The organism is Flavobacterium sp. Root186 (assembly GCF_001428525.1).
Classification (GTDB): Bacteria; Bacteroidota; Bacteroidia; order Flavobacteriales; family Flavobacteriaceae; genus Flavobacterium.
This window is the reverse complement of record NZ_LMHW01000002.1, coordinates 1-21,176: the sequence shown is the minus strand read 5'-3', so window position 1 is coordinate 21,176 and position 21,176 is coordinate 1. Positions and strand designations below refer to the sequence as shown.

The following is a 21,176-nucleotide window of genomic DNA, read 5'->3' as shown; positions in this document are numbered from 1 at the left end:
TTAAAAAGCAAACTTTAATTGTACCACAACGGCCTTTTTTTCTTCGTTATTCAAATTGTTGAGCGAAATTCCGAGCAAACGAACAGAATCTTTCATTTTTTCCTGATACAGCAGTTCTTCTACAATCTCCATAATCAAACTCTTATCTGAAATAAAATAAGGCAGTGTTTTACTTCTTGTCTGTTGGGTAAAGTCGCTGTATTTGATTTTAAGCGTAACTGTTTTACCGGAAATATTATGTTTTTTTAATCTTTTTTCTAATGAAATCGCAATTCTATCAAGCTGTTCGAGCATAAAGATTTCTGAAGATAAATTAACATCAAAAGTATGTTCTGCAGCGACAGATTTTGTAATTCGATGCGATTTCACTTCACTGTTATGAATTCCCCGAACTACTTTATAATAAAAAGTGCCTGATTTCCCAAAATGTTTCTCCAGAAATTCCAGCGATTTACTTTTAAGATCCAGCCCGGTAAAAATTCCGAGCTGGTACATTTTTTCAGTTGTGACTTTTCCAACTCCGTAGAACTTTCGAATTGGCAGTTCTTCCAAAAAAGGTATAATTTCATCTGGATTTACCGTTTTTTGTCCGTTTGGTTTATTGATATCGCTGGCAATTTTGGCCACAAACTTATTTACAGAAATTCCTGCCGAGGCTGTAAGCCCAACTTCATTTAAAATTCGGAGCCTGATTTCCTTCGCTAATAAACTGGCACTTGGATTCCCTTTTTTATTTTGGGTTACGTCAAGATAAGCTTCATCCAGCGAAAGCGGCTCTACTAAATCTGTATATTCATGAAAGATTTTATGAATTTTAGAAGAAATCTCTTTGTAGCGGTCAAATCTCGGTCTTACAAAGATAATTTCGGGGCAATATCTTTTTGCCAAAACACCGCTTATGGCACTGCGCACACCAAATTTCCGGGCTTCGTAACTTGCGGCCGAAACTACTCCTCTATTTTCTGAGCCGCCAACAGCAACAGGTTTTCCGCGTAAAGCAGGATTATCCATCTGCTCTACCGAGGCATAAAAAGCATCCATGTCAATATGGATTATTTTTCGATATGTTGGCGCATCTGACATTATGCAAATTTAAACAGTAAAGCAATAAAAAACGTGTAGTTAATCGTTATAAATAGTATCAATTTTTAAAGATTAACAACTAAATGATTCCAGACAAATCATTTTATTTATTTTTGTAGTTTACTCGAAATTTTAAAAAATGCGAACATTTGTTATAGGCGACATACACGGAGGATTACTCGCACTTGAGCAAGTGTTGAAAAGAGCCGAAGTTACTACACAAGATACTCTTATATTTTTAGGCGATTATGTTGACGGCTGGAGCCAGTCGGCAGAAGTTATTGATTTTTTAATCGACCTTAAAACCAAACAAAACTGTATTTGCATTAGAGGAAATCATGATCAGCTGGCTTTAGACTGGCTGGAGAACAGGCATGAAGATCTGGATGAAGAAATGTGGTATAAACATGGTGGAAAAGCTACTGTTGAAGGATATTCTAAAATTTCCCCAGAACGAAAAAAAGAACATATCGCTTTTTTTGAATCGCTGAAAGATTATTATCTTGATGATGAAAACCGCCTTTTTGTTCATGCCGGATTTACCAATTTAAATGGCGTTGTCTGGGAATACTTTCCTAAATTATTTTACTGGGACAGAACACTTTGGGAATCGGCATTGGCATTAGATCCAAATTTAAAACCAGACGATTTATATTATCCGAAACGTTTTACGGTTTATAAAGAAATTTATATTGGCCACACTCCTGTTACTCGAATTGGAGAAACGGTGCCAATAAACAAAGCCTGCGTTTGGAATGTGGATACCGGTGCTGCTTTTAAAGGCCCGTTAACGATTATGAATGTGGATACCAAGGAGTTCTGGCAAAGCGAACCGTTAAATGAATTGTATTCTAACGAAAAAGGTAGGAATTGATATATAAAAAATTAAATTTGCACAGCAAAATAATTAATATTTAAGTTTATGAAAAAAGTTATTACATTATTGTTTTTAGTATCGTTCGGATTTATTCATGCGCAGAAAGCTTTTACTGGCAAAGGCGATATGAGAGTAAATGTAGGTGCTAATTTACAAGATGGAGGTTCAGGAATTCAGGGGTCTATTGACTTTGGTTTAGGAGAAAATTTCTCTTTCGGATTTGTTTCCAGCTATTTACTTGGAGTAGATAATTTTAATGGTTTCTACCACAATAATCCAAATCCATACAGCGATTACAAACCAGAATTTCAAGATCGTTTTGATGCAAAAGCAAGAATTAATGCTAATTTAAGCAGTGTTATTGGTGTTGAACAATTAGATGTTTATCCAGGTTTGAATTTAGGTTTACGTAACTTTGGAGGACACATTGGAGGACGTTACTTTTTTACTGACGGATTTGGTGTATTTACTGAACTTGGCTTTCCAATTGCAAAATATAGTGACGAGAAAGATGTATTTGATCATTTAAACAATCAGGTTACTTTTAGTTTAGGAGCTTCTTTCAATTTAAATTAAGTTTTTAATCAATACTTATAAAAAAAACCGCTCAATTGAGCGGTTTTTTCTTTTTATATAAAATAACTTCAGCTTATTTGCTAAGTAAAATACTCCAGTCTGAACCGCTGTAAATTTTATGTTTTGCTGAGAAACTTCCTTGATTTACCGCCAGTGAAAAATTTAAAAGGCTATTAAAGTAAGTAACATCGGTTCCTACAGGAACTTCTCCAAAAGTATTTACTAATTTTAATTTTCCTTCGTAAGCTTTTTTAGTTCCGTTGAAAATCTGGATTTTAACAAAATCTCCTGCTTTCAAACCAAGATTAGCAAAAGTCTTTTTATCAATATTTGTCCAAACGTTTCCGTATTGAATATCCAGAATTGGAATTCCTCCTTTTATAACGCCGTTTTCAAATACTGGTTTTTGGTAATCAATTTTAACTACTTCACTTGGTAATTTTAGCCCAACTTCTTCAAAAGTAATAGTTTTTGATGCTAAACGTGCTCCGGTAAAAGCATATACATCACGTCCATGAAACGTATATGATTCATTTGAGTTTTGACGACGGTTTTTTACCTCATCAATTTCACGAACTTCCTGAATCCCTAATTGTTCTGCAATTAAAGTTAAAGTTCCGTTGTCCGGAGTTACAAAATAATGTCCTGATTTTGTCAATAAAACTACCGAATGTCTTGCTGTACCCACTCCCGGGTCACAAACTGAAACAAAAACAGTTCCTGTTGGGTAATATTGAGCAGTCTGCGACAAGCGATATGCTGCTTCCCAAATATTAAAAGCCGGAATTTCGTGCGTTAAGTCAAATATTTTCAAATCGGTTGAAACCCCCATTGCAACACCTTTCATTGCAGAAACTGCTCCATCTTTCAAACCAAAATCTGATTGAAAAACCAATACATTATTTTGCGAAAAGCCATTAAATGTAATAGCAAGCAAAAAAAGTAATACTCTTAATTTCATTTTTTCTCTTTTTAAATTTATGCAAAGATATTTCATTAAAACCAAAAATTGACAGCTTGAACTTATAAAAAACAAGATTATATAAATTGATTTTAGTTTTTTACAATTACATTTGCATTTTATTCTTTATCCTATATAAATAGTAGGTAATTTATTTTTTGCATTTCTTTTATTACAAAACCATTTTATTATGAGAAAACAATTAAAACTTATTATAACTCTCGTTCTCACTTTTTCGAGTAGTTTGTTTTTTGCCCAAAATCATGAAGTCAACGGAACAATTACAACTGAAACGGGAATTCCGTTAGAATTTGCAACAATTCTTGTAAAAGGTTCTCAAATAAGTACTACGAGCGATGCATTAGGAAAATTTAAAATTCAATCTCCTGTAAATAATCCAACACTTATTGTATCGCTATTTGGCTATCAAACCAGAGAAGTCAATCCCAAAGATCATTTTGTTGAAATACAATTGGTTTTAGAAAATAATAGTTTAGATGAAATTGTGGTTGTTGGAAGCAGAAACCCAAAGAAAAGCAAATTGGAAACGGCAGTTCCTGTTGATGTTGTAAATCTGGCAAAAATCAGAAATACAACCCCGCAGACTACAACAAATGACATTTTAACTTATTTGATTCCATCTTTTAATTCAAACAGACAATCTTCTGCTGACGGAACAGAACATATCGATCCGGCTTCTTTAAGAGGTTTAGGCCCAGACCAGGTTTTGGTTTTAATTAATGGAAAAAGAAGACATACAACTTCCTTAGTAAATTATCAAAATACGGTTGGAAACGGTTCTGTTGGTACCGATTTGAGTGCAATTCCTGCTTCGGCTATTAAACGGATTGAGGTTTTAAGAGATGGAGCAGCGGCACAATATGGGTCTGATGCTATTGCGGGTGTTATAAATTTAATTTTGAAAGATAATGCAGGTTTAGAGGCAAACGCTACTTATGGCTCGACATCCAGAGATGACGGACAAACTACCAATTTAAACCTTAATTACGGAACAAAAATTGGACACAAAGGCGGGTTTATAAACTTTTCGGGTGAATTTAATGATCGTCAAAAAACGAATCGTTCTCAAAATCATAATCTTATTATTTTTGATCAATCGGCACAAGGAAACTTCTTTGCTTATGAATATGCAGATGATCCGGCTCAATCACGTCAAATTGATGATGATTTGTTAGCTCAAAATGGTTTAAAGCGTGATGATTTCAATTTCCAGATTGGTGATGCCAAAATCCAGAATTTACAAGGTTTTTTTAATGCTTCAATTCCGCTAAACGATCAAATCGAATTTTATGCTTCCGGCGGTGTGAGCCACAGAAAAGGAACGGGTTACGGATTCAGACGTTTACCAAGTGAAACAGAAAGTGTTGTAGCTTCAATTTTCCCATTTGGTTTTCAGCCTGAATTGAACTCGGTTGTAACAGATCTTTCATCTTCTTTTGGTTTCAAATTTAAATTTGGCGAATGGAAACTGGATTTGAGCAATACTATTGGTGAAAACAAATTTGTTTATGACGTATCAAATACGAACAATTTTTCTCTGGGAGATGCAAGTCCGACAGAATTTAAAGCGGGAAATCATTCTTTTCTTCAAAATACGGTGAATGCAGATATTTCAAGATTGTATAAAGATATTTTCAGCGGATTGAATATTGCTTTTGGCGCTGAATATCGTTTTGAGAAATACAAAATTGTTCCCGGCGAGGAAGCTTCTTATATTGACGGCGGCGCACAATCTTTTCCTGGATTTTCTCCTTTGAACGAAGTGAATGAAGACCGAAACAGTGTGGGTGTTTATGCTGATGTTGAAGCAGATATTACAGATAAATTTTTAGTTGGAATTGCCGGCCGTTATGAAGATTATACTGATTTTGGAAACACAATTAATGGAAAATTATCTCTGAGGTATAAAATCCTCAATAATCTTTTCGTTCGTGGCGCTATAAGCTCTGGTTTTAGAGCGCCTTCGCTACATCAGCAATATTTTAATAATATCGCAACAGATGTTGTTGACGGAGAACTTTTGAATTCGGGTATTTTTAGAAATGACAGCGATGTTGCCAAACAGCTTGGAATTCCGAAATTGAAAGAAGAGACTTCAAGAAACTATAGTTTTGGGGTTGTTTTTTCTCCAACAAAACAATTGCATATTACGACTGATTACTATCATATTAGAATTGATAACAGAATTATCTTGACGGGAAATTTAGGAAATGACGCGTATGGAGAACCTGTTCCCGAACTTCGTAATTTGTTTGCTCAATACGGCGCGCAAACGGGTCGTTTCTTTACAAATGCAATTAATACTACTACAAACGGTCTTGATGTTGTTATTGATTATGATTTAAATGCCGGGCGTGGTAAATTGAATCTTTCTTTACTATACAATTACAACAATAATCAGGTTGATAATCAATTAAACAATATTCCATCAATATTTATTGGTCAGGAAGATGTGTATTACGGGCCGCAGGAAAGAAGTCTGATCGAATCTAATACGCCAAAACACAAAGGAACTTTTGCCGTAAATTACAATATTGACAAATGGAACTTTTTATTGAGAAATACTTATTTTGGAGAGGTTGTTCGTGATGGTTTTCCTTTTGGGGGAATCCAGAGACATAACGGAAAAGTGGTTACAGATTTAACAGTTGCTTATAAAATAACTCCAAAGGTTCAGTTTGCTTTGGGTGCGAACAATTTATTTGATGTTTTTCCGGATAAACAAATCTACGAGAATAGTTATTTCGGAGTATTTAAATATGCACCGGTTCAAATGGGAACTACGGGGGCTTATTATTTCGGAAGAATGAGTTTTAGTTTGTAGTTTTTTTAACCGCAAAGGGCGCAGAGGTTTTTTTAAGCTTTATGAAAGAATCTCGCAAAGTCGCAGAGTCGCAAAGTTTATCAATTGCCTCCAGCTTTAGCTGGAGGAAGGATAAAATTACACAAAGGGCTTTAGCCAAACAGTAATTTGTTTGGCTAAAGCCCTTTTTACTTTGATTACTTTACATCCAGCTAAAGCTGGACGCTATTAATTTAAACAATAAACTTTGCGACTCTGCGAGATTAAAAAACCTCTGCAAACTTTGCGAAAAACCTTAGCTCCCTTTGCGGTTAAAAAAACAAAAAAAGCCCCGCAGATTGCGAGGCTTTTCATTTCTATGCTAATTCAATTCTTTATTTTTTAGCAAATTTCTTCACGATTTTCTTATCGCCATTATTTAATTCAATAAGATAAATCCCTGTGCTTAATTTACTTACATCAATTGCACCTGCAACTTGTCCTGAACCAAGCTGCTGCCCTAATGAATTTAAGATTTTATATGAATAACCGTTTTCTTCTGAAATTGAAACGTTTAATTCGCTTTCAACCGGATTTGGATATACTGCAAAACCAGCAGGTGCAGTAGTTTCAATTAATCCAGCTGCAATTTCTTCTGCCTCAATTGTTCCAGAAGCTGTAATGTTTATAGAGTAATCTTCAACTTGTCCATAAGAGAAGCCTTCACAAGCTGTTGGAACTCCGTTGTATTTTAGAGAAACTCTTAATCTTGTTGTGCCTAAAGCTGCTGCAGCCGGAATTGTGATTGTTCCTGTTACCGGAGTCGTTTTTGATGCCGTTTTTGTCCACACTGTTTCTCCAGAATCTGAAAAATCTCCATCTTGGTTATAATCAATGAATACTCCGTATCCTTCATTATAAATTGTCGACGTCCATGTTGGTGTTATTGTAATAGTGTAGGCAGTTCCTCTTGCTGCATTTGTAGAAATAGCCGTATAGTTTTCGTAACCTGTTGTTCCTGTTGAAGTATTATTAATTGTTCCGAAAACAACTTTACCAATTCTTTCATCAGTCGCGTCGTTTCCTTGCGAATTACAATACGTTACACTCGTAGTTGTGGTAGTTACGTTTACCGTATTACTTGACGCAGAAATATTTCCGGCAGCATCTTTAGCTTTTACACTAAAAGTATAAGCTGTTGAAGGTGTTAACCCAGTTACAGTATATGAAGTTGTAGTCGAAGAACCTTTAAGAGTTGCTCCTTGATAGATATCATATCCGGTAACGGCTACATTGTCTGTAGAAGCTGTCCAAGTTAAGTTTGTAGTAGTTCCTGTTGTTCCAGAAGCTGCTAAACTAGTTGGTGCAGATGGCGCAATTGTATCGCTGCCTCCTCCAGAATATGCAGCACCAACTCCTACTGCGTAAAATGCATTTGTAGTGGCAATAACTTCTGCAGAACCCGTTCCGTATAAATCAATAGCAGATTGTATTCCGTACGTTCTTGCGTTAGCATAAGTTGAGTTTGCTCCTAAATAAAAATCTTCTAAACGAAAAGCAATTTTTTCTGCTTTATCGATAGTAATTCCAGTTACATTATAGGCATTTCCAATATCATTTGTTCCTGATTTACCTACTGATAAGATATAAAACCAATGGTTTAAAACTCCAGAATTTGTATGTACGCCGCATTGGTCGTTGTTGTTTGTTGGTGTACAGTTTACATTTACCCAATACGTTCCTCCATAAGTATCCGGCTGTCCTTCTGCATTTGGATCACTCATAGAACGTAACGCAACGTGTCCGCTTCTTCTTTCAATATCTTCACCAACCAGCCAGATTGATTTTGTTGGTGCTGAATGATATTCAATACAAGCTGCCCAAATATCAGAGAAAGCTTCGTTCATCGCACCGGACTCTTTTTGGTAGGCTAAGTTTGCTGTGTAAGTACATACGGCATGACCAATTTCGTGTCCTGCAACGTCAAGTGAAGTTAAAATATCAAATCCTCCAGTACCGCTTCCATCTCCGTAAGTCATAACGCTTCCATTCCAGAAAGCATTATTATTGCTTGAATATCCAGCAGCAATTAAATTATAATGCACGTAGCTTTTAATTTTTGCACCGGCATTGTCAAAACTGTTTCTTCCATGAACAGATGACCAATAATCATATGTCATTTCAGCTCCCCAATGGGCATCAAGCGCTCCATTGTCTTTGTTGGTGTTGTTATATTCTATCCAGTTATTATCTGCATCAGAAAAATTTGTTGTTGGATAAGTCGCAGTTCTTGCAGAATTATAAGTTTGGATTCCTAAACCACGTGTTCCATCCAGTAAGATATACGATGAACCGTTTAGAGTAGTTTGAATTGTCTGCGTTCCGCTGTAGCGTGTTGCTGCATTTGCCGCAACGAATGTCATTTTAGATGCAGTTTCATTTTTAGCCGAATTTAAAACCTTACTTCCATGAACATTATCGTTCAAGTGTTTTATAGTTGCATTATAAAACAATGCTTTTCCAGTTTCAGCATCAATGTAAAGATCTCCGCGGCTTAATGGTTTTGTAGCATAAATATCAAATTTGTAAGCTAAACGAACTTTATCGCTTCCTCTTTTTTGACCTTGCTGTTCCATGTCTGGAAGCAGAACCAGTTCTCCTTTTGGTTTTTCATAACCCAGTTCGCGGGCGTCTTGCGGTTTGTCCCAAAGGTATTCGGTTGCGCGGGTATAACCCAATGCTTTATTAAAAGCATCTTGTGCAGAAAGTGAAGGAGCTAGTTTCACGTTTTCGATGTTATAAAATTCACCGTTCATCGAAACTAATTTTCCATCTTTTGAATGTAAAGTATAATTGGCAAATTCTACTTTAATTCCTTGTTCGTACAATTGAAATTTCTCGTGTGTGTAACCTTGTTTGTCTGATTCTGTTTTAATTTTTGTGAAGGATTGAGAATCTTTTAAACCTAATTGTTCTTTAAAAACCTTTTGCGATTCTGAACTTTTATAATTCGAAAGCTCATTAAACTTAATTAAGTTGGGCTGTCCGTTTTCTGAAACACTTTTCTGTTCCACACGTTTGTCGTCTGTTTGAACCTGTGCGAAAGCAGAAAAAGAAAAATTAAGAACAATTGCGGTCACAATAATCTTTGGTAATTTTTTTTTCATAATAAGTGGGGGTTTTAGTTTGGTTAAAAATAATTTTCGAAATCAATTAAAGTAAGTAAATACTTAAATTTGAGATAAAAGTATTTTAATTTTGTTAGATAATCGATGAAATTTGCCGTTAATCGATAAAATGCAACATTTTTTGCATAAATTTAACTTTTATATAACAAAGCATAAGAATTAAGCAGCTAAATTGTCCGAAAATTAATATATCAATTATTTTTAATATACTGAAATACAGACAAAATGCCTAAAATAGAATCAAAAAGAAATAAAAAAACCGCCCAAAAGGCGGTTTTTTTATTTCTTTTATATGTACAAATGATTATAGTCTGGAAAACTTTCTTTTTAAACTAACAATAAAGTCTTTCAATGTAATATCGTTATCTTCAATTGGATGATCTTCAACTAATTCGGAAATATCTTTTTTTCTATAAGGAAGAAGTAAAGAGAAACACCAAATATTTGTTCTTCCATCAGAAAATGAAATTAACATGAAATAGAACGCCAAAAGTCTAACAAATACAAAAATCTTTCGAAAACCTTTATTTAAATGATGTTTATTGTTTTCACTAATCGCTTTAATAATAAAATAAATCAGTTGAACTATAAATACTGGTATAAGAATATCATATAAATAGATTAAACTGTAACTATTAGTTAAAAACATCAACAACACTATACAAATTGTAGAGACTGCATTTGTAATAAACAAATAACTCCCCCATTTAATATCAATTTCGAACTTTTCCAAACGCATTTTTTTTTGATCACAGCAAATGTAAATAAAAGATTATTCGCTATTTGATCTATAAGAATAAAAAAAGAGAACCTTCACTCTGGAAAATTCTCTTTTATCTAAACTAAGTTGATCAAAACTAAATCAACATTTCCGGAATTTCACCTTCAATTATCAAATCTGCTTCTGTTGAAGCGATAATATGCTCCACAGAAATGCCTGGCGCTCGTTCTAAGAGCTTAAAACCCTTTTTAGTCACTTCGAGAACTGCAAGTTCCGTTACAACCTTTTTTACGCATCCTACACCTGTTAATGGCAAAGTACATTTTTTTAGAATTTTAGATTCTCCTGCTTTGTTCACGTGCATCATCGCAACAATTATGTTTTCGGCGGAAGCCACCAAATCCATTGCACCTCCCATTCCTTTCACCATTTTTCCCGGAATCTTCCAGTTGGCAATATCTCCGTTTTCTGAAACTTCCATTGCGCCTAAAATAGTTAAATCTACTTTTTGGCTTCGGATCATTCCGAAACTAAAAGCTGAATCAAAGAAACTCGCTCCGGGTAATGTTGTAATGGTTTGTTTTCCTGCATTAATAATATCGGCATCTTCTTCTCCGGCAAAAGGAAAAGGTCCCATTCCCAAAACCCCGTTTTCACTTTGAAATTCAACGGCAATATCTTCCCGAACATAATTGGCAACCAAAGTTGGAATTCCAATACCAAGGTTTACAAAATATAGGTCTTTAACTTCTTTCGCAATTCGTTTTGCTATATCTTCTTTTGTTAACATATTTTATAATGTGTCAATTTGGAAATTAGATAATTAGATAATGTCTCAGCACAATCTAATTAATTATCTAATTATCACATTTTCTAATTATCTAATTACGCCCTCTGTCTTACAGTACGTTGTTCAATTCTTTTTTCAAATTTTTCTCCCTGAAAAATACGCTGTACCATAATTCCCGGAATATGAATTTGATTTGGATCTAAAGTCCCAACCGGAACCAGTTCTTCAACCTCAGCAATTGTAATTTTTCCAGCTCCGGCCATACATGCATTAAAATTTCTGGCAGTTCCTTTAAAAATCAGATTTCCGGCTTCATCGCCTTTCCATGCTTTTACAATGGCAAAATCTGCTTTGAAAGCTTCTTCCATAATATGCATTTTACCGTTGAATTCACGGACTTCTTTTCCTTCGGCAACTTCAGTTCCGTAACCGGCTGGAGTAAAAAAGGCAGGAATTCCGGCTTGAGCGGCACGGCATCTTTCTGCCAAAGTTCCCTGCGGCGTTAATTCAACTTCAAGTTCTCCCGAAAGCATTTGGCGTTCGAACTCTGCATTTTCACCTACATAAGATGAAATCATCTTTTTGATCTGTTTTTTTTGCAAAAGCAATCCTAAACCAAAATCATCTACACCTGCATTGTTTGAAATACAAGTTAAATCTGAAATTTGAGTGTTTACTAATGCTGCAATCGTATTTTCCGGAATTCCGCATAAACCAAATCCGCCAAACATAACTGTCATACCGGTTTCAATTCCTGCGATAGCGTCCTGAACATTATTAACTTTTTTTGTTATCATAACAAACGGTCTTTATTACTGTATATTTTTGATAAAAATAAGATTTTTAGATTAAATTATATCGATTTCGTAAAAAATAAAATTTGAGTTCAAAAAAAATATCCTTTTGTAATCTTTCACATCTGGAAAGCACAAAAGGATATTTTTTATAGTAAACTGAATTTAAGTTTATAACTCGAATTCGTCTGTGTTTTGTTCTGTCTGTGTTGTGTCTTTTACAACAGCTGGTCTTTGATAACAGTCTACTTTTATAGAAAGATTTGCCGGACGCTCAAATTCTGATTTTGAGATTTGAAGGTTTTCATCTTTATAACAAAGTTTCATGAAATAAGCCCAAACCGGTAACGCTGCCGTTGCACCTTGTCCGTAAGTTAAGCTTTTGAAACGTGCCGAACGATCTTCGCAGCCTACCCAAACTCCGGTTACTAAGTTTGGAACCATTCCCATAAACCAACCGTCTGACTGGTTTTGTGTTGTTCCTGTTTTACCTGCAATTGGATTTTTGAACATATACGGATATCCTGTCCAGCGATTATCTCCGCTTCCTCCGCCCTGCGTACGTAAACGTGCTCCAGAACCTGTTTCGGTTACACCTTCTAATAATTTGATTACGGCAAAGGCAATATCTTTATTTAAAACGTCGTGAGATTCCGGAATTGGTTCGTAAATAACCTCACCGCTTTTATTTTCAATTCGGCTTAAAAACTGAGGTTTTACATAAACTCCCTGATTTGCAAATGTACTGTAAGCAGCAACCATATCTTCAACTGTAATATCTACAGCTCCCAATGCGATTGAAGGCTGTACCGGAATTTCAGTTTTTACACCTAATTTTCTAGTCAAATCTACAACGGCCTCAGGACCAGTTCTATCAATTAATTTTGCAGAAACTGTGTTAATTGAGTTTGCCAAACCTTGCTTTAGAGTTACCATTCCGCGGTATCTGTTATCAGAGTTTCTTGGTTCCCAATCTTCTGTTACGTGGTGACGCCCTTTATGAATCATAAATGGTCCGTCGAGAATAGAGTCGCAAGGAGACATATTTAATTCTTCAATAGCAGTTGCATAAACAAAAGGTTTGAATGTAGAACCTACTTGTCTTGCTCCCTGACCTACGTGATCGTATTGGAAATATTTGTAATTGATACCTCCAACCCAGGCTTTAATATTACCGGTTTGAGGTTCCATTGCCATTAATCCTGATTGCAAGAAGTGTTTGTAATAACGAATTGAATCTAATGGAGTCATAATTGTATCACGTTCGCCTTTCCATGTAAATATGCGCATTCTCGTTTTTACTTTGAAAGAAGCAATGATATCATCTTCGCTTTTGTCCAAATCTTTCATCTCAGCCCAGCGAACAGAATTTTTCATCGCCTGCATCATGATTCTGTCTGTCTCTGCTTGAGTAATATTTACGAAAGGTGCATTTTTATTGTTTTTCATTTCAATAAAAAATTGCTGCTGTAAATTTTTCATATGTTCAGAAACTGCTTCTTCTGCATATTGCTGCATTCTCGAATCGATAGTTGTGTAAATTTTCAAACCATCTTTGTAAATATCGTAATCAGATCCGTCAGGCTTTTTGTTTTCTGCTACCCATTTTTTCATGTAATCACGAAGATATTCTCTAAAATAAGTAGCTGTTCCTTCACGGTGGCTTTCTAATTTGAATTTCAATGCAATTGGTAAAGCCTGTAATCTTTCTTTTTCAGCCTCTGTAATCATTTTTGCTTTTGCCATCTGCGAAAGCACCACATTACGACGGTTTTTTACTCCTTCCGGATTTCTAACCGGATTATACAATCCTGAATTTTTGAACATTCCAACTAAAATAGCTGATTCATCCATTGTTAAATCTTTTGGGTCTTTTGAGAAATAAGTCTGCGCTGCAGAACTTACTCCAACAGAATAATTCCCGAAGTCGTAAACATTGCAATACATCGCAAGGATTTCATTCTTCGTATATTGTCTTTCCAAACGAATGGCAATAATCCATTCTTTTATTTTTTGTACAATTCTAAAAGGAAGAAATTTTGAACCTTCTCCGTGAAACAATTGTTTTGCAAGCTGTTGCGTTAATGTACTCGCTCCACCATTAGTTCCTAAACTAGAAACTGCTCTTAAAGTTCCGCGTCCGTCAATTCCAGAATGTTCGTAGAAACGAGCATCTTCTGTAGCAACTAAAGCTTCAACTAAGCTTTTTGGTAAATCAGAATATTTAAGCTGAGATCTGTTGGTTTTAAAATATTTACCAATTACAACTCCATCTGAAGAAATAATTTCGGTAGCCAAATTAGAATCCGGATTTTCTAAATCTTCAAAAGAAGGCATTGAACCGAAAAATCCCCAAGAGGCAAATAAGAAGAAAGCCAGAACGCCTAAAAGTGAATAGGCAAAAATTCTCCAGAATTTCTTTTTGTAGTAATTAATATCCTTTACGGTATTGGTTTGATTGTTTTTTTTAGCAGCCATAACTATTTTTCTAATCTTTTTGTTCTATTCTAAAACCTACGTCTGTAATACCTTCTAAAGCCTCGACTCCAGGAATTTTACCTGATTCTCTAACAGCTTGTTTGATATGAACTTTGTATTTTCCTTTAAACGTTACATTATCTTTATAAAAAAGCTTACTTTCTTTGATATCTGTAAAACCATTTCCCATCAATGTTCCGTCCGGATTTGCCATTGCGTATTCTAAAGTATCAACTTTTGTAAAACCGCTTGGCGTTTCAATAGCCACAATTAAAAATAAATTATTGAAAGGATAATTGTTGTTATCTCTCAAATTTACAAACAAATTGTACTTTTTGGTAGAGTCTAAAACTGGCAGGTCAAAGGTTACAATACTGTCTTTATGCCAGGCACTTCCAACAGATTTATACTCGTCGAATACTCTTTTTTTATCGCACGAAAAAAGAAGTATAGTTGCCAAAATAAGAATCCCGCTATTTTTTATTCTCATTTTTTGTAATAATTATAGGTTTTCTAGGTTCAGCTGGTTTATTTTCATTTGAATTTGGCTTGTTCGAATTGTTTTTATTCGGATTCGGCTTGTTCTTATGATTTGGGTTATTTTGTTTATTCTGCGGCTGATTCGGATTTGGATTTGCTCCGGCAGGTTTATTAGTGTTGTTATTACTTGCTGCCTGTTTTGGTTTTTCAGGTACTGCAACAACTACATTTTCAGCATTTTTGCGTTTGCGGTTTGGTTTTTTCTTTCTTTTTGGCTGATCGAAACGTGTTAAACTTTCCTGACCCATTGCATTATTAAAATCTTTTTCAGGTTCTGAAGTAACTTCGATTGCAAAATCTTCTAAAGAAGAAACTTTATTTTTCTGTTTATTTTCAGCAATAATTTCTTTTACCTGATCTATTTTCAAAACGTGCCAGTTTGCAAAATTATTGGTGTAAGCAAACCACATTAATCCTTTAAAAATATCTTGTTTTTGGCAGACTGCATCTCCTTTTTCGGTCACTAATTTAGTGTCGTAATCCGGAAAATCCTTCAATGCGTCCATGTAAGTATCTAACTCATAGTTCAAACAGCATTTTAATTTACCACATTGCCCTGCTAATTTTTGCGGATTCAATGATAATTGCTGGTAACGTGCTGCTGAAGTATTTACACTTCTAAAATCTGTAAGCCAAGTTGAACAGCAAAGTTCACGTCCGCAAGAACCAATTCCGCCTAAACGTGCTGCTTCCTGACGGAAACCAACTTGCTTCATTTCGACTCTTGTACTGAATTCTTTAGCAAAATCTTTAATCAAAAGTCTAAAATCGACTCTGTCATTTGCCGTGTAATAAAATGTTGCTTTTGATCCGTCTCCCTGGAATTCAATATCTGAAATTTTCATCTCTAATTTATGCTGAATTGCCAATTCGCGGGCGCGAACTTTCATTGGTTCTTCGCGATCACGCGCTACAGACCAAATGTCAATATCTTTTTGAGATGCTTTTCTGTAAATTTTTGGAACTTCGTTACTATCCGGATTAACTCCTTTTTTCTTCATTTGAATTTTAACCAATTCGCCTGTCAAAGTAACAATTCCGATATCGTGTCCTGGCGATGCAACAGTTGCTACAATATCACCCATACTTAAAGTTAATTTCTCTGTATTTCTAAAGAATTCCTTACGTCCGTTTTTGAAACGAACCTCAACACAATCAAAAATCGCCTCTCCATTAGACGGGCTCATGTTCGAAAGCCAGTCAAAAACCGTCAATTTATTGCAGCTATCGGTGCCGCAAGTCCCATTATTTTTACAACCTTTTGGTGCGCCACCATCTGAGGTTGAACAACTTGTACATGCCATAATTATATATGTAGTGTTGCAAAAAGCAACTTAAGTTCATAAACGTTTAATCGGTAAAGATAGTATTTTTTTTAGTTTGCTTTTTATCTATTAAAACTAAAGGATTGTTAAACATTAAAACCAATTAAATAACCCTATTCTAATACTCTTTTGATTTCTCGAGGCAATTACAATTCGTTAAACATAGCACTTTTATAAATTATTTATGTTTTATAAATAAAAAAAACACTAACCATTTGATTTTAAATAATTTATATCCAAATAAAATAAAAAAACAGGTGTAGTTAGTTTATTACAAAATTTATATAAAAATTCAGAATTAGTTTCATATGCACAAAATTACTTACGAAAAACTTCATTACATAAAGTTAATATTATTTGTATTATTTTCTATAAGTTCCCAAATAATTGCCCAGAATCCCATTGTAACTACAGGAGTCAATATCTGCAAAGGCGATTCAGGCTCATTAACTGCAACAAATTCTACAGTTCCGGCAACAACATTTTCAGGTCATTGGAACGCCCAAACGGATCCCCGAGCCTACATACCCTATAGTTCATATCCTGATGTTATGAGAAATACTCCTATTTGCTCATTTTCTACCACTGCAAGCTCAAATTATACTGCCACCCAGTTTAGCGTCAGCGTTTCAGGAATTTACAGATTCCAAATGGATCAAAATTACACTTATGATGGTATGGCCTATATTTATAAAGGAAATTTTACTCCGGGAACATGTTCAGGAGGAGGCACATGGATAATAGGCGATGATGATCCTTTCTCAATGCAATCAGAACCAATTATGACAGTATATCTGGATGAGGGGATTAATTATACATTAATATCAACACTTTGGACAACTGGAAATTTAGAATTTTTTGGTGATTATACATGGACGGTTACTCCACCTCCAGGAGGGCAGTTTATTATGAAAACTTTAAACTATTGGTATACATCACAAACCGGCGGAGTACCTATTGGCTGGGGCAATTCTTTTAATCCTGTTGGAGTGCCGGGATCAGGATTAACAGATACTAATACTCCCGGTACAACTACTTATTATGTAAGCGATGGTAAAAATGATTCGCCCAGAATTCCTGTTGATTTTGTTATTAATGATAAACCGGCAGTTCCTTTAATAGATCATACACCTGCAAGTAGTACTGCTCCAGGCAGTAGCAAAATCAGCAATTATACTTCAGGAAACAGCTATACTTTTACCCCGAACGGCCCAACAGCTGGTGCCGGCGGAATAATAACAGGCATGGTCATTGGAACAAATTATACTGTAAAAGCTTCAAATGGAACTTGTACCTCGCTGTCTTCAGCATCATTCTTCAACGAGCCGCATTCATTTATATGTTCTACAATAACTTTCGATCCACCTAATCCTATTATTATTGGTCAATGCTCCTCTATTTCTATAAAATCCCAATTATCTGCCGGGGATTACAAAATTTTAGACACAAAATGGACGTTACCTTCATCGCCACATTCTTCGATAAGCAATACAAATTCCTTAACAACTAATTTAAGTGGTATTTCTGAAGGTTATGATGAGTACAATTTAAGTGTAAAAATTATTAGTAATGAAAATTTAATCAGAAATGGAAATTTTGAACTAGGATATAGTGATTTTACTAGTAGTTATACTTATAAAAACGGAACTGGTGGGAGTGTTTTATGGGATCCAGGCACCTTTGCAGTAGTTAATACCCCAAATTGGGTTCATTCAAATTTTCCAAATATGGGTGATCATACAAGTGGTACAGGAAAAATGCTGGTTGTAAATGGTGCAGAACAAGCAAATGTAAAAGTTTGGTCTCAAACCATTCGAGGAGTAAAACCTCATACTAAATATGCTTTTTCAGCTTTTTTAGCTTCTTTAAGCCCCAATAATCCTTCAATTTTAAATTTTTCAATAAACGGAAGATTGGAAGGCCCTACTTTAAGAGCTGGAGCTCCTTTATATTGGAATCAATTTTATACAGAATGGAATAGTGGAGAATTAAGCGGAGATATAACTATAGATATTGTAAATCAACAATTAGGCGGCGATGGAAACGATTTTGCTCTTGATGATTTATCTTTTGCCGAGTTATGTGAAACATCTGCTACATTAAAAGTAACGGTAAATAAATTGCCAACGATAACAATTACAGTACCTGAGGCAGTATGCGCCGGAAACGCATTGTCTTTAACTGCGCCGGATGTCGACATTAAAGAGTCGGCAATAATAGCTCAGGGATGGTATTTAGGCAATAATTCTTTTGATCCCCAAACCATTTTGGCTTACGCCGATAACGGGAAAAAATTAACATACAGAGTAAGCAGTACTTGCGGGCAGATTTCAAGCAATGAGATGCCTATCATTGTAAATAATAAACCGACGACCCCTGTAATAGTCCAGACACCTGCCAGTTGTACTGCTCCGGGCAGCAGCAGAATCAGAAATTATATACCAGGAAACAACTATACTTTTACACCAGTTGGCCCAACAGTTAATGATACCGGTGTAATAACGGGGATCATCGAAAACAATGGAGAGGGATATACCGTTACGTCAAAAAATGGAAGCTGTACATCTTTGCCCTCAGAAAGATTCTATTATATCGATTCTGATTGTTGCAATGGAGAAATGCAGGTTATATTACAAGATGATTTTGATTCAGGTACGTCAAACTGGGGGCCTAATCCGTTATTATCTAGTGATTTTAGAACTACATATGGGTTCTCATCAGGTGGTTTTTTGGGAGTCAGCCAATTTGGTGTTCTAAAAAATGCTTCTTTAGCCAATAGTGCCTGGTCTAAAGATGGGGATCATACAACCGGAAAAAACGGGAACGGATATATGCTGATTTTTGATGCGAATTCTGATATCGGAAGTGTTTTTTACGAAAAAGACTACACAGGTCTCTGTGCAGGAAGTGTATGTATGTTTTCTATTTATGCATCAAATATAGTCTCACCAACATATCAGAACGCTACGGTAAACCCAAAAATCAAAATAGAATTAATTAATCCGTTAAATAACACTGTATTAAAATCAATTATTTCTAATGAACTGCAAATAGGTGGAGAGGAACAACTCACTTGGGAAAAATTAAGCTTATCTTTTACCATTCCGGAAGGAATAAATAGCATAAGAGTTAAAGTTAGTAATGCCCAATCAGATACAAACATCCAGGGAAATGATTTAGCTATTGATGATGTGTCATTTAGCATATGTGTACCGCTATTAACATATCAGCTGGCTTTCGAAAAAACATGTCAAGCTCAAAATAATACTATAACAACTGCTCTTGCTACGTCAATCCCTTATCATTATCAATGGCAGCAATTTGACGGAACAGACTGGGTAGATATTCGTGGAGCTAATTTATCACAATACCAGACGCCATCATTAACCCAAGACACAAAATACAGGATTCGTTATGCTCAATTAGGAATTGATATTACAAATAATAACAATTTAAAATGTTCCGGCAATAAAGAAATTCCTATTAATATTACTTCAAAACCCGAAACTGTTACAACAAATGAAAATATCTGTTTCGGACAAACTTATACATGGCTTGTAGATGGAAATACTTATAATACATCAGGAACTTACAAAGTAACTAATGACGGATGTACGGCGGATCAGGTTTTGAATCTTACAGTTACTCCTAAACCTGACGATGTGGTAACAACAGAATCAATCTGTTCGGGGCAAACTTTCACATGGCTTATAGATGGAAACACTTACAGCACATCAGGAACTTACAAAGTAGAAAATAACGAATGTACGGCGGATCAGGTTTTGAATCTTACAGTTACTCCTAAACCTGACGATGTAGTAACAACAGAATCAATCTGTTCGGGGCAAACTTTCACTTGGCTCGCAGATGGAAACACTTACAGCGAATCGGGAACTTACAGAAAAAACAATGATTTTTGCACTGCAGATCAAGTATTAAAACTATCAGTTGATCAGCGAATTACCCAAGCCCTAATATTTCCAGAAACTATTTGTGTTGGAGAGACTATTTTATTTGCGCCTCCAACCGAAGGAAATACATTAATTTCTTCAGACGACACTATCGCTACAATATCATCAGGTTTTGTAACAGGAGTAAAAGCTGGTTCAGCCACAATAACTTATAAATGGAAAAATTTAGGAGTATGTCCTGACGACACTATCGCTACAATATCATCAGGTTTTGTAACAGGAGTAAAAGCTGGTTCAGCCACAATAACTTATAAATGGAAAAATTTAGGAGTATGTCCTGATGGGTTAATAAGTGGATTAATAACCGTAACATCAAAACCAGATGATATTATAACAACAAAATCAATCTGTGCAGGAGAATCTTATAAATGGATTGATAATATTACTTACACAACATCTCAGACAGGACTCAGAATAAGCAATGACGGATGTACAGCCGATCAGGTATTAAATCTGAGTGTGGGTTCTAAACCTGCCGATATTGTGACAACAGAATCAATCTGCTCAGGACAAGCTTATAAATGGCCTGTCGATGGAAATGCTTACATTGCATCAGGAACTTACAAAGTAGAAAATGATGGATGTACGGCGGATCAGGTTTTGAATCTGACTTTAGAATCTAAGCCATCAAATATTGTTACAACCGAATCAATATGTTCTGGACAAACTTACACTTGGCTTGAAGATGGAAACACTTACAATACATCAGGAACTTACAAAGTAACCAATGATGGATGTACTGCTGATCAGGTCTTGAATCTTACGATTACTCCTAAACCTGACGATATTGTTACGACAGAATCAATATGTTCCGGACAAACTTATACATGGCTTGAAGATGGAAACACTTACAGCGAATCGGGAACTTACAGAAAAAACAATGATTTTTGCACTGCAGATCAAGTATTAAAACTATCCGTTGATCAGCGAATTACCCAAGCCATAATATTTCCAGAAACTATTTGTGTTGGAGAGACTATTTTATTTGCGCCTCCAACCGAAGGAAATACATTAATTTCTTCAGACGACACTATCGCTACAATTTCTTCAGACGACACTATCGCTACAA

General features: G+C 35.3%; 13 protein-coding genes. 4 read left to right on the top strand and 9 right to left on the bottom strand.

Features of this window, described 5'->3' with window-relative positions; translation table 11 throughout:
• Positions 1-1,083: a DNA polymerase IV gene (gene dinB, locus ASD98_RS02385; RefSeq protein WP_056199705.1), complete on the bottom strand. Its 1,083-nt coding sequence runs from the start codon at positions 1,081-1,083 to the stop codon at positions 1-3.
• A 139-nt stretch (positions 1,084-1,222) separates the two neighbouring features.
• On the opposite strand from dinB, the gene ASD98_RS02380 reads away from it, so the two are divergent.
• Both ASD98_RS02380 and ASD98_RS02375 read left to right on the top strand, forming a co-directional pair.
• A complete protein-coding gene (locus tag ASD98_RS02380) occupies positions 1,223-1,957 on the top strand; it encodes a metallophosphoesterase family protein (RefSeq protein WP_056199703.1) in 735 nt (244 codons plus the stop codon).
• A gap of 48 nt (positions 1,958-2,005) precedes the next feature.
• On the top strand, positions 2,006-2,536 hold the full coding sequence (locus tag ASD98_RS02375; RefSeq protein ID WP_056199700.1) for a DUF6646 family protein: 531 nt from the start codon (positions 2,006-2,008) through the stop codon (positions 2,534-2,536).
• 73 nt (positions 2,537-2,609) lie between these two features.
• On the opposite strand, the gene ASD98_RS02370 is transcribed toward ASD98_RS02375, so the two are convergent.
• Positions 2,610-3,497, bottom strand: a complete 888-nt coding sequence (locus ASD98_RS02370; RefSeq protein ID WP_056199697.1) for an S-adenosyl-l-methionine hydroxide adenosyltransferase family protein — start codon at positions 3,495-3,497, stop codon at positions 2,610-2,612.
• Positions 3,498-3,687: 190 nt separating this feature from the next.
• On the opposite strand from ASD98_RS02370, the gene ASD98_RS02365 reads away from it, so the two are divergent.
• Positions 3,688-6,342, top strand: coding sequence for a TonB-dependent receptor (locus ASD98_RS02365; protein ID WP_056199694.1), 2,655 nt, complete (start codon positions 3,688-3,690; stop codon positions 6,340-6,342).
• A 353-nt stretch (positions 6,343-6,695) separates the two neighbouring features.
• Here ASD98_RS02365 and ASD98_RS02360 read toward each other — a convergent pair whose 3' ends face one another.
• From ASD98_RS02360 to ASD98_RS02330, 7 genes are all read right to left on the bottom strand, one after another.
• Positions 6,696-9,467 (bottom strand): M4 family metallopeptidase, encoded by a 2,772-nt coding sequence (locus ASD98_RS02360; protein ID WP_056199690.1) that lies wholly within the window; start codon positions 9,465-9,467, stop codon positions 6,696-6,698.
• Positions 9,468-9,792: 325 nt separating this feature from the next.
• Positions 9,793-10,221, bottom strand: coding sequence for a hypothetical protein (locus tag ASD98_RS02355; RefSeq protein WP_128414772.1), 429 nt, complete (start codon positions 10,219-10,221; stop codon positions 9,793-9,795).
• Positions 10,222-10,345: 124 nt separating this feature from the next.
• Positions 10,346-10,999, bottom strand: a complete 654-nt coding sequence (locus tag ASD98_RS02350) for a 3-oxoacid CoA-transferase subunit B (protein ID WP_056199685.1) — start codon at positions 10,997-10,999, stop codon at positions 10,346-10,348.
• A 95-nt stretch (positions 11,000-11,094) separates the two neighbouring features.
• Positions 11,095-11,796 carry a CoA transferase subunit A gene (locus tag ASD98_RS02345; protein WP_056199682.1) on the bottom strand — a complete coding sequence of 234 codons (702 nt, stop codon included), beginning with the start codon at positions 11,794-11,796 and terminating at the stop codon, positions 11,095-11,097.
• A 168-nt stretch (positions 11,797-11,964) separates the two neighbouring features.
• Complete coding sequence (locus ASD98_RS02340; RefSeq protein WP_056199679.1) at positions 11,965-14,271, bottom strand: penicillin-binding protein 1A; 2,307 nt, start codon at positions 14,269-14,271, stop codon at positions 11,965-11,967.
• Positions 14,272-14,281: 10 nt separating this feature from the next.
• Positions 14,282-14,761: a gliding motility lipoprotein GldH gene (locus ASD98_RS02335; protein ID WP_056199676.1), complete on the bottom strand. Its 480-nt coding sequence runs from the start codon at positions 14,759-14,761 to the stop codon at positions 14,282-14,284.
• Positions 14,745-16,115 carry a regulatory iron-sulfur-containing complex subunit RicT gene (locus ASD98_RS02330; RefSeq protein ID WP_056199674.1) on the bottom strand — a complete coding sequence of 457 codons (1,371 nt, stop codon included), beginning with the start codon at positions 16,113-16,115 and terminating at the stop codon, positions 14,745-14,747. The genes ASD98_RS02335 and ASD98_RS02330 overlap by 17 nt, the downstream gene beginning before the upstream one ends.
• Positions 16,116-16,444: 329 nt before the next feature.
• On the opposite strand from ASD98_RS02330, the gene ASD98_RS02325 reads away from it, so the two are divergent.
• The coding region (locus ASD98_RS02325) for a hypothetical protein (RefSeq protein WP_131725757.1) at positions 16,445-21,176 on the top strand (4,732 nt) is incomplete at its 3' end.

Excerpts from the sequence above, each read along its gene's own strand:
- dinB (WP_056199705.1), bottom strand. The coding sequence starts at position 1,083 with ATGTCAGATGCGCCAACATATCGAAAAATAATCCATATTGACATGGAT.
- ASD98_RS02380 (WP_056199703.1), top strand. The coding sequence starts at position 1,223 with ATGCGAACATTTGTTATAGGCGACATACACGGAGGATTACTCGCACTT.
- ASD98_RS02375 (WP_056199700.1), top strand. The coding sequence starts at position 2,006 with ATGAAAAAAGTTATTACATTATTGTTTTTAGTATCGTTCGGATTTATT.
- ASD98_RS02370 (WP_056199697.1), bottom strand. The coding sequence starts at position 3,497 with ATGAAATTAAGAGTATTACTTTTTTTGCTTGCTATTACATTTAATGGC.
- ASD98_RS02365 (WP_056199694.1), top strand. The coding sequence starts at position 3,688 with ATGAGAAAACAATTAAAACTTATTATAACTCTCGTTCTCACTTTTTCG.
- ASD98_RS02360 (WP_056199690.1), bottom strand. The coding sequence starts at position 9,467 with ATGAAAAAAAAATTACCAAAGATTATTGTGACCGCAATTGTTCTTAAT.
- ASD98_RS02350 (WP_056199685.1), bottom strand. The coding sequence starts at position 10,999 with ATGTTAACAAAAGAAGATATAGCAAAACGAATTGCGAAAGAAGTTAAA.
- ASD98_RS02345 (WP_056199682.1), bottom strand. The coding sequence starts at position 11,796 with ATGATAACAAAAAAAGTTAATAATGTTCAGGACGCTATCGCAGGAATT.
- ASD98_RS02340 (WP_056199679.1), bottom strand. The coding sequence starts at position 14,271 with ATGGCTGCTAAAAAAAACAATCAAACCAATACCGTAAAGGATATTAAT.
- ASD98_RS02335 (WP_056199676.1), bottom strand. The coding sequence starts at position 14,761 with ATGAGAATAAAAAATAGCGGGATTCTTATTTTGGCAACTATACTTCTT.
- ASD98_RS02330 (WP_056199674.1), bottom strand. The coding sequence starts at position 16,115 with ATGGCATGTACAAGTTGTTCAACCTCAGATGGTGGCGCACCAAAAGGT.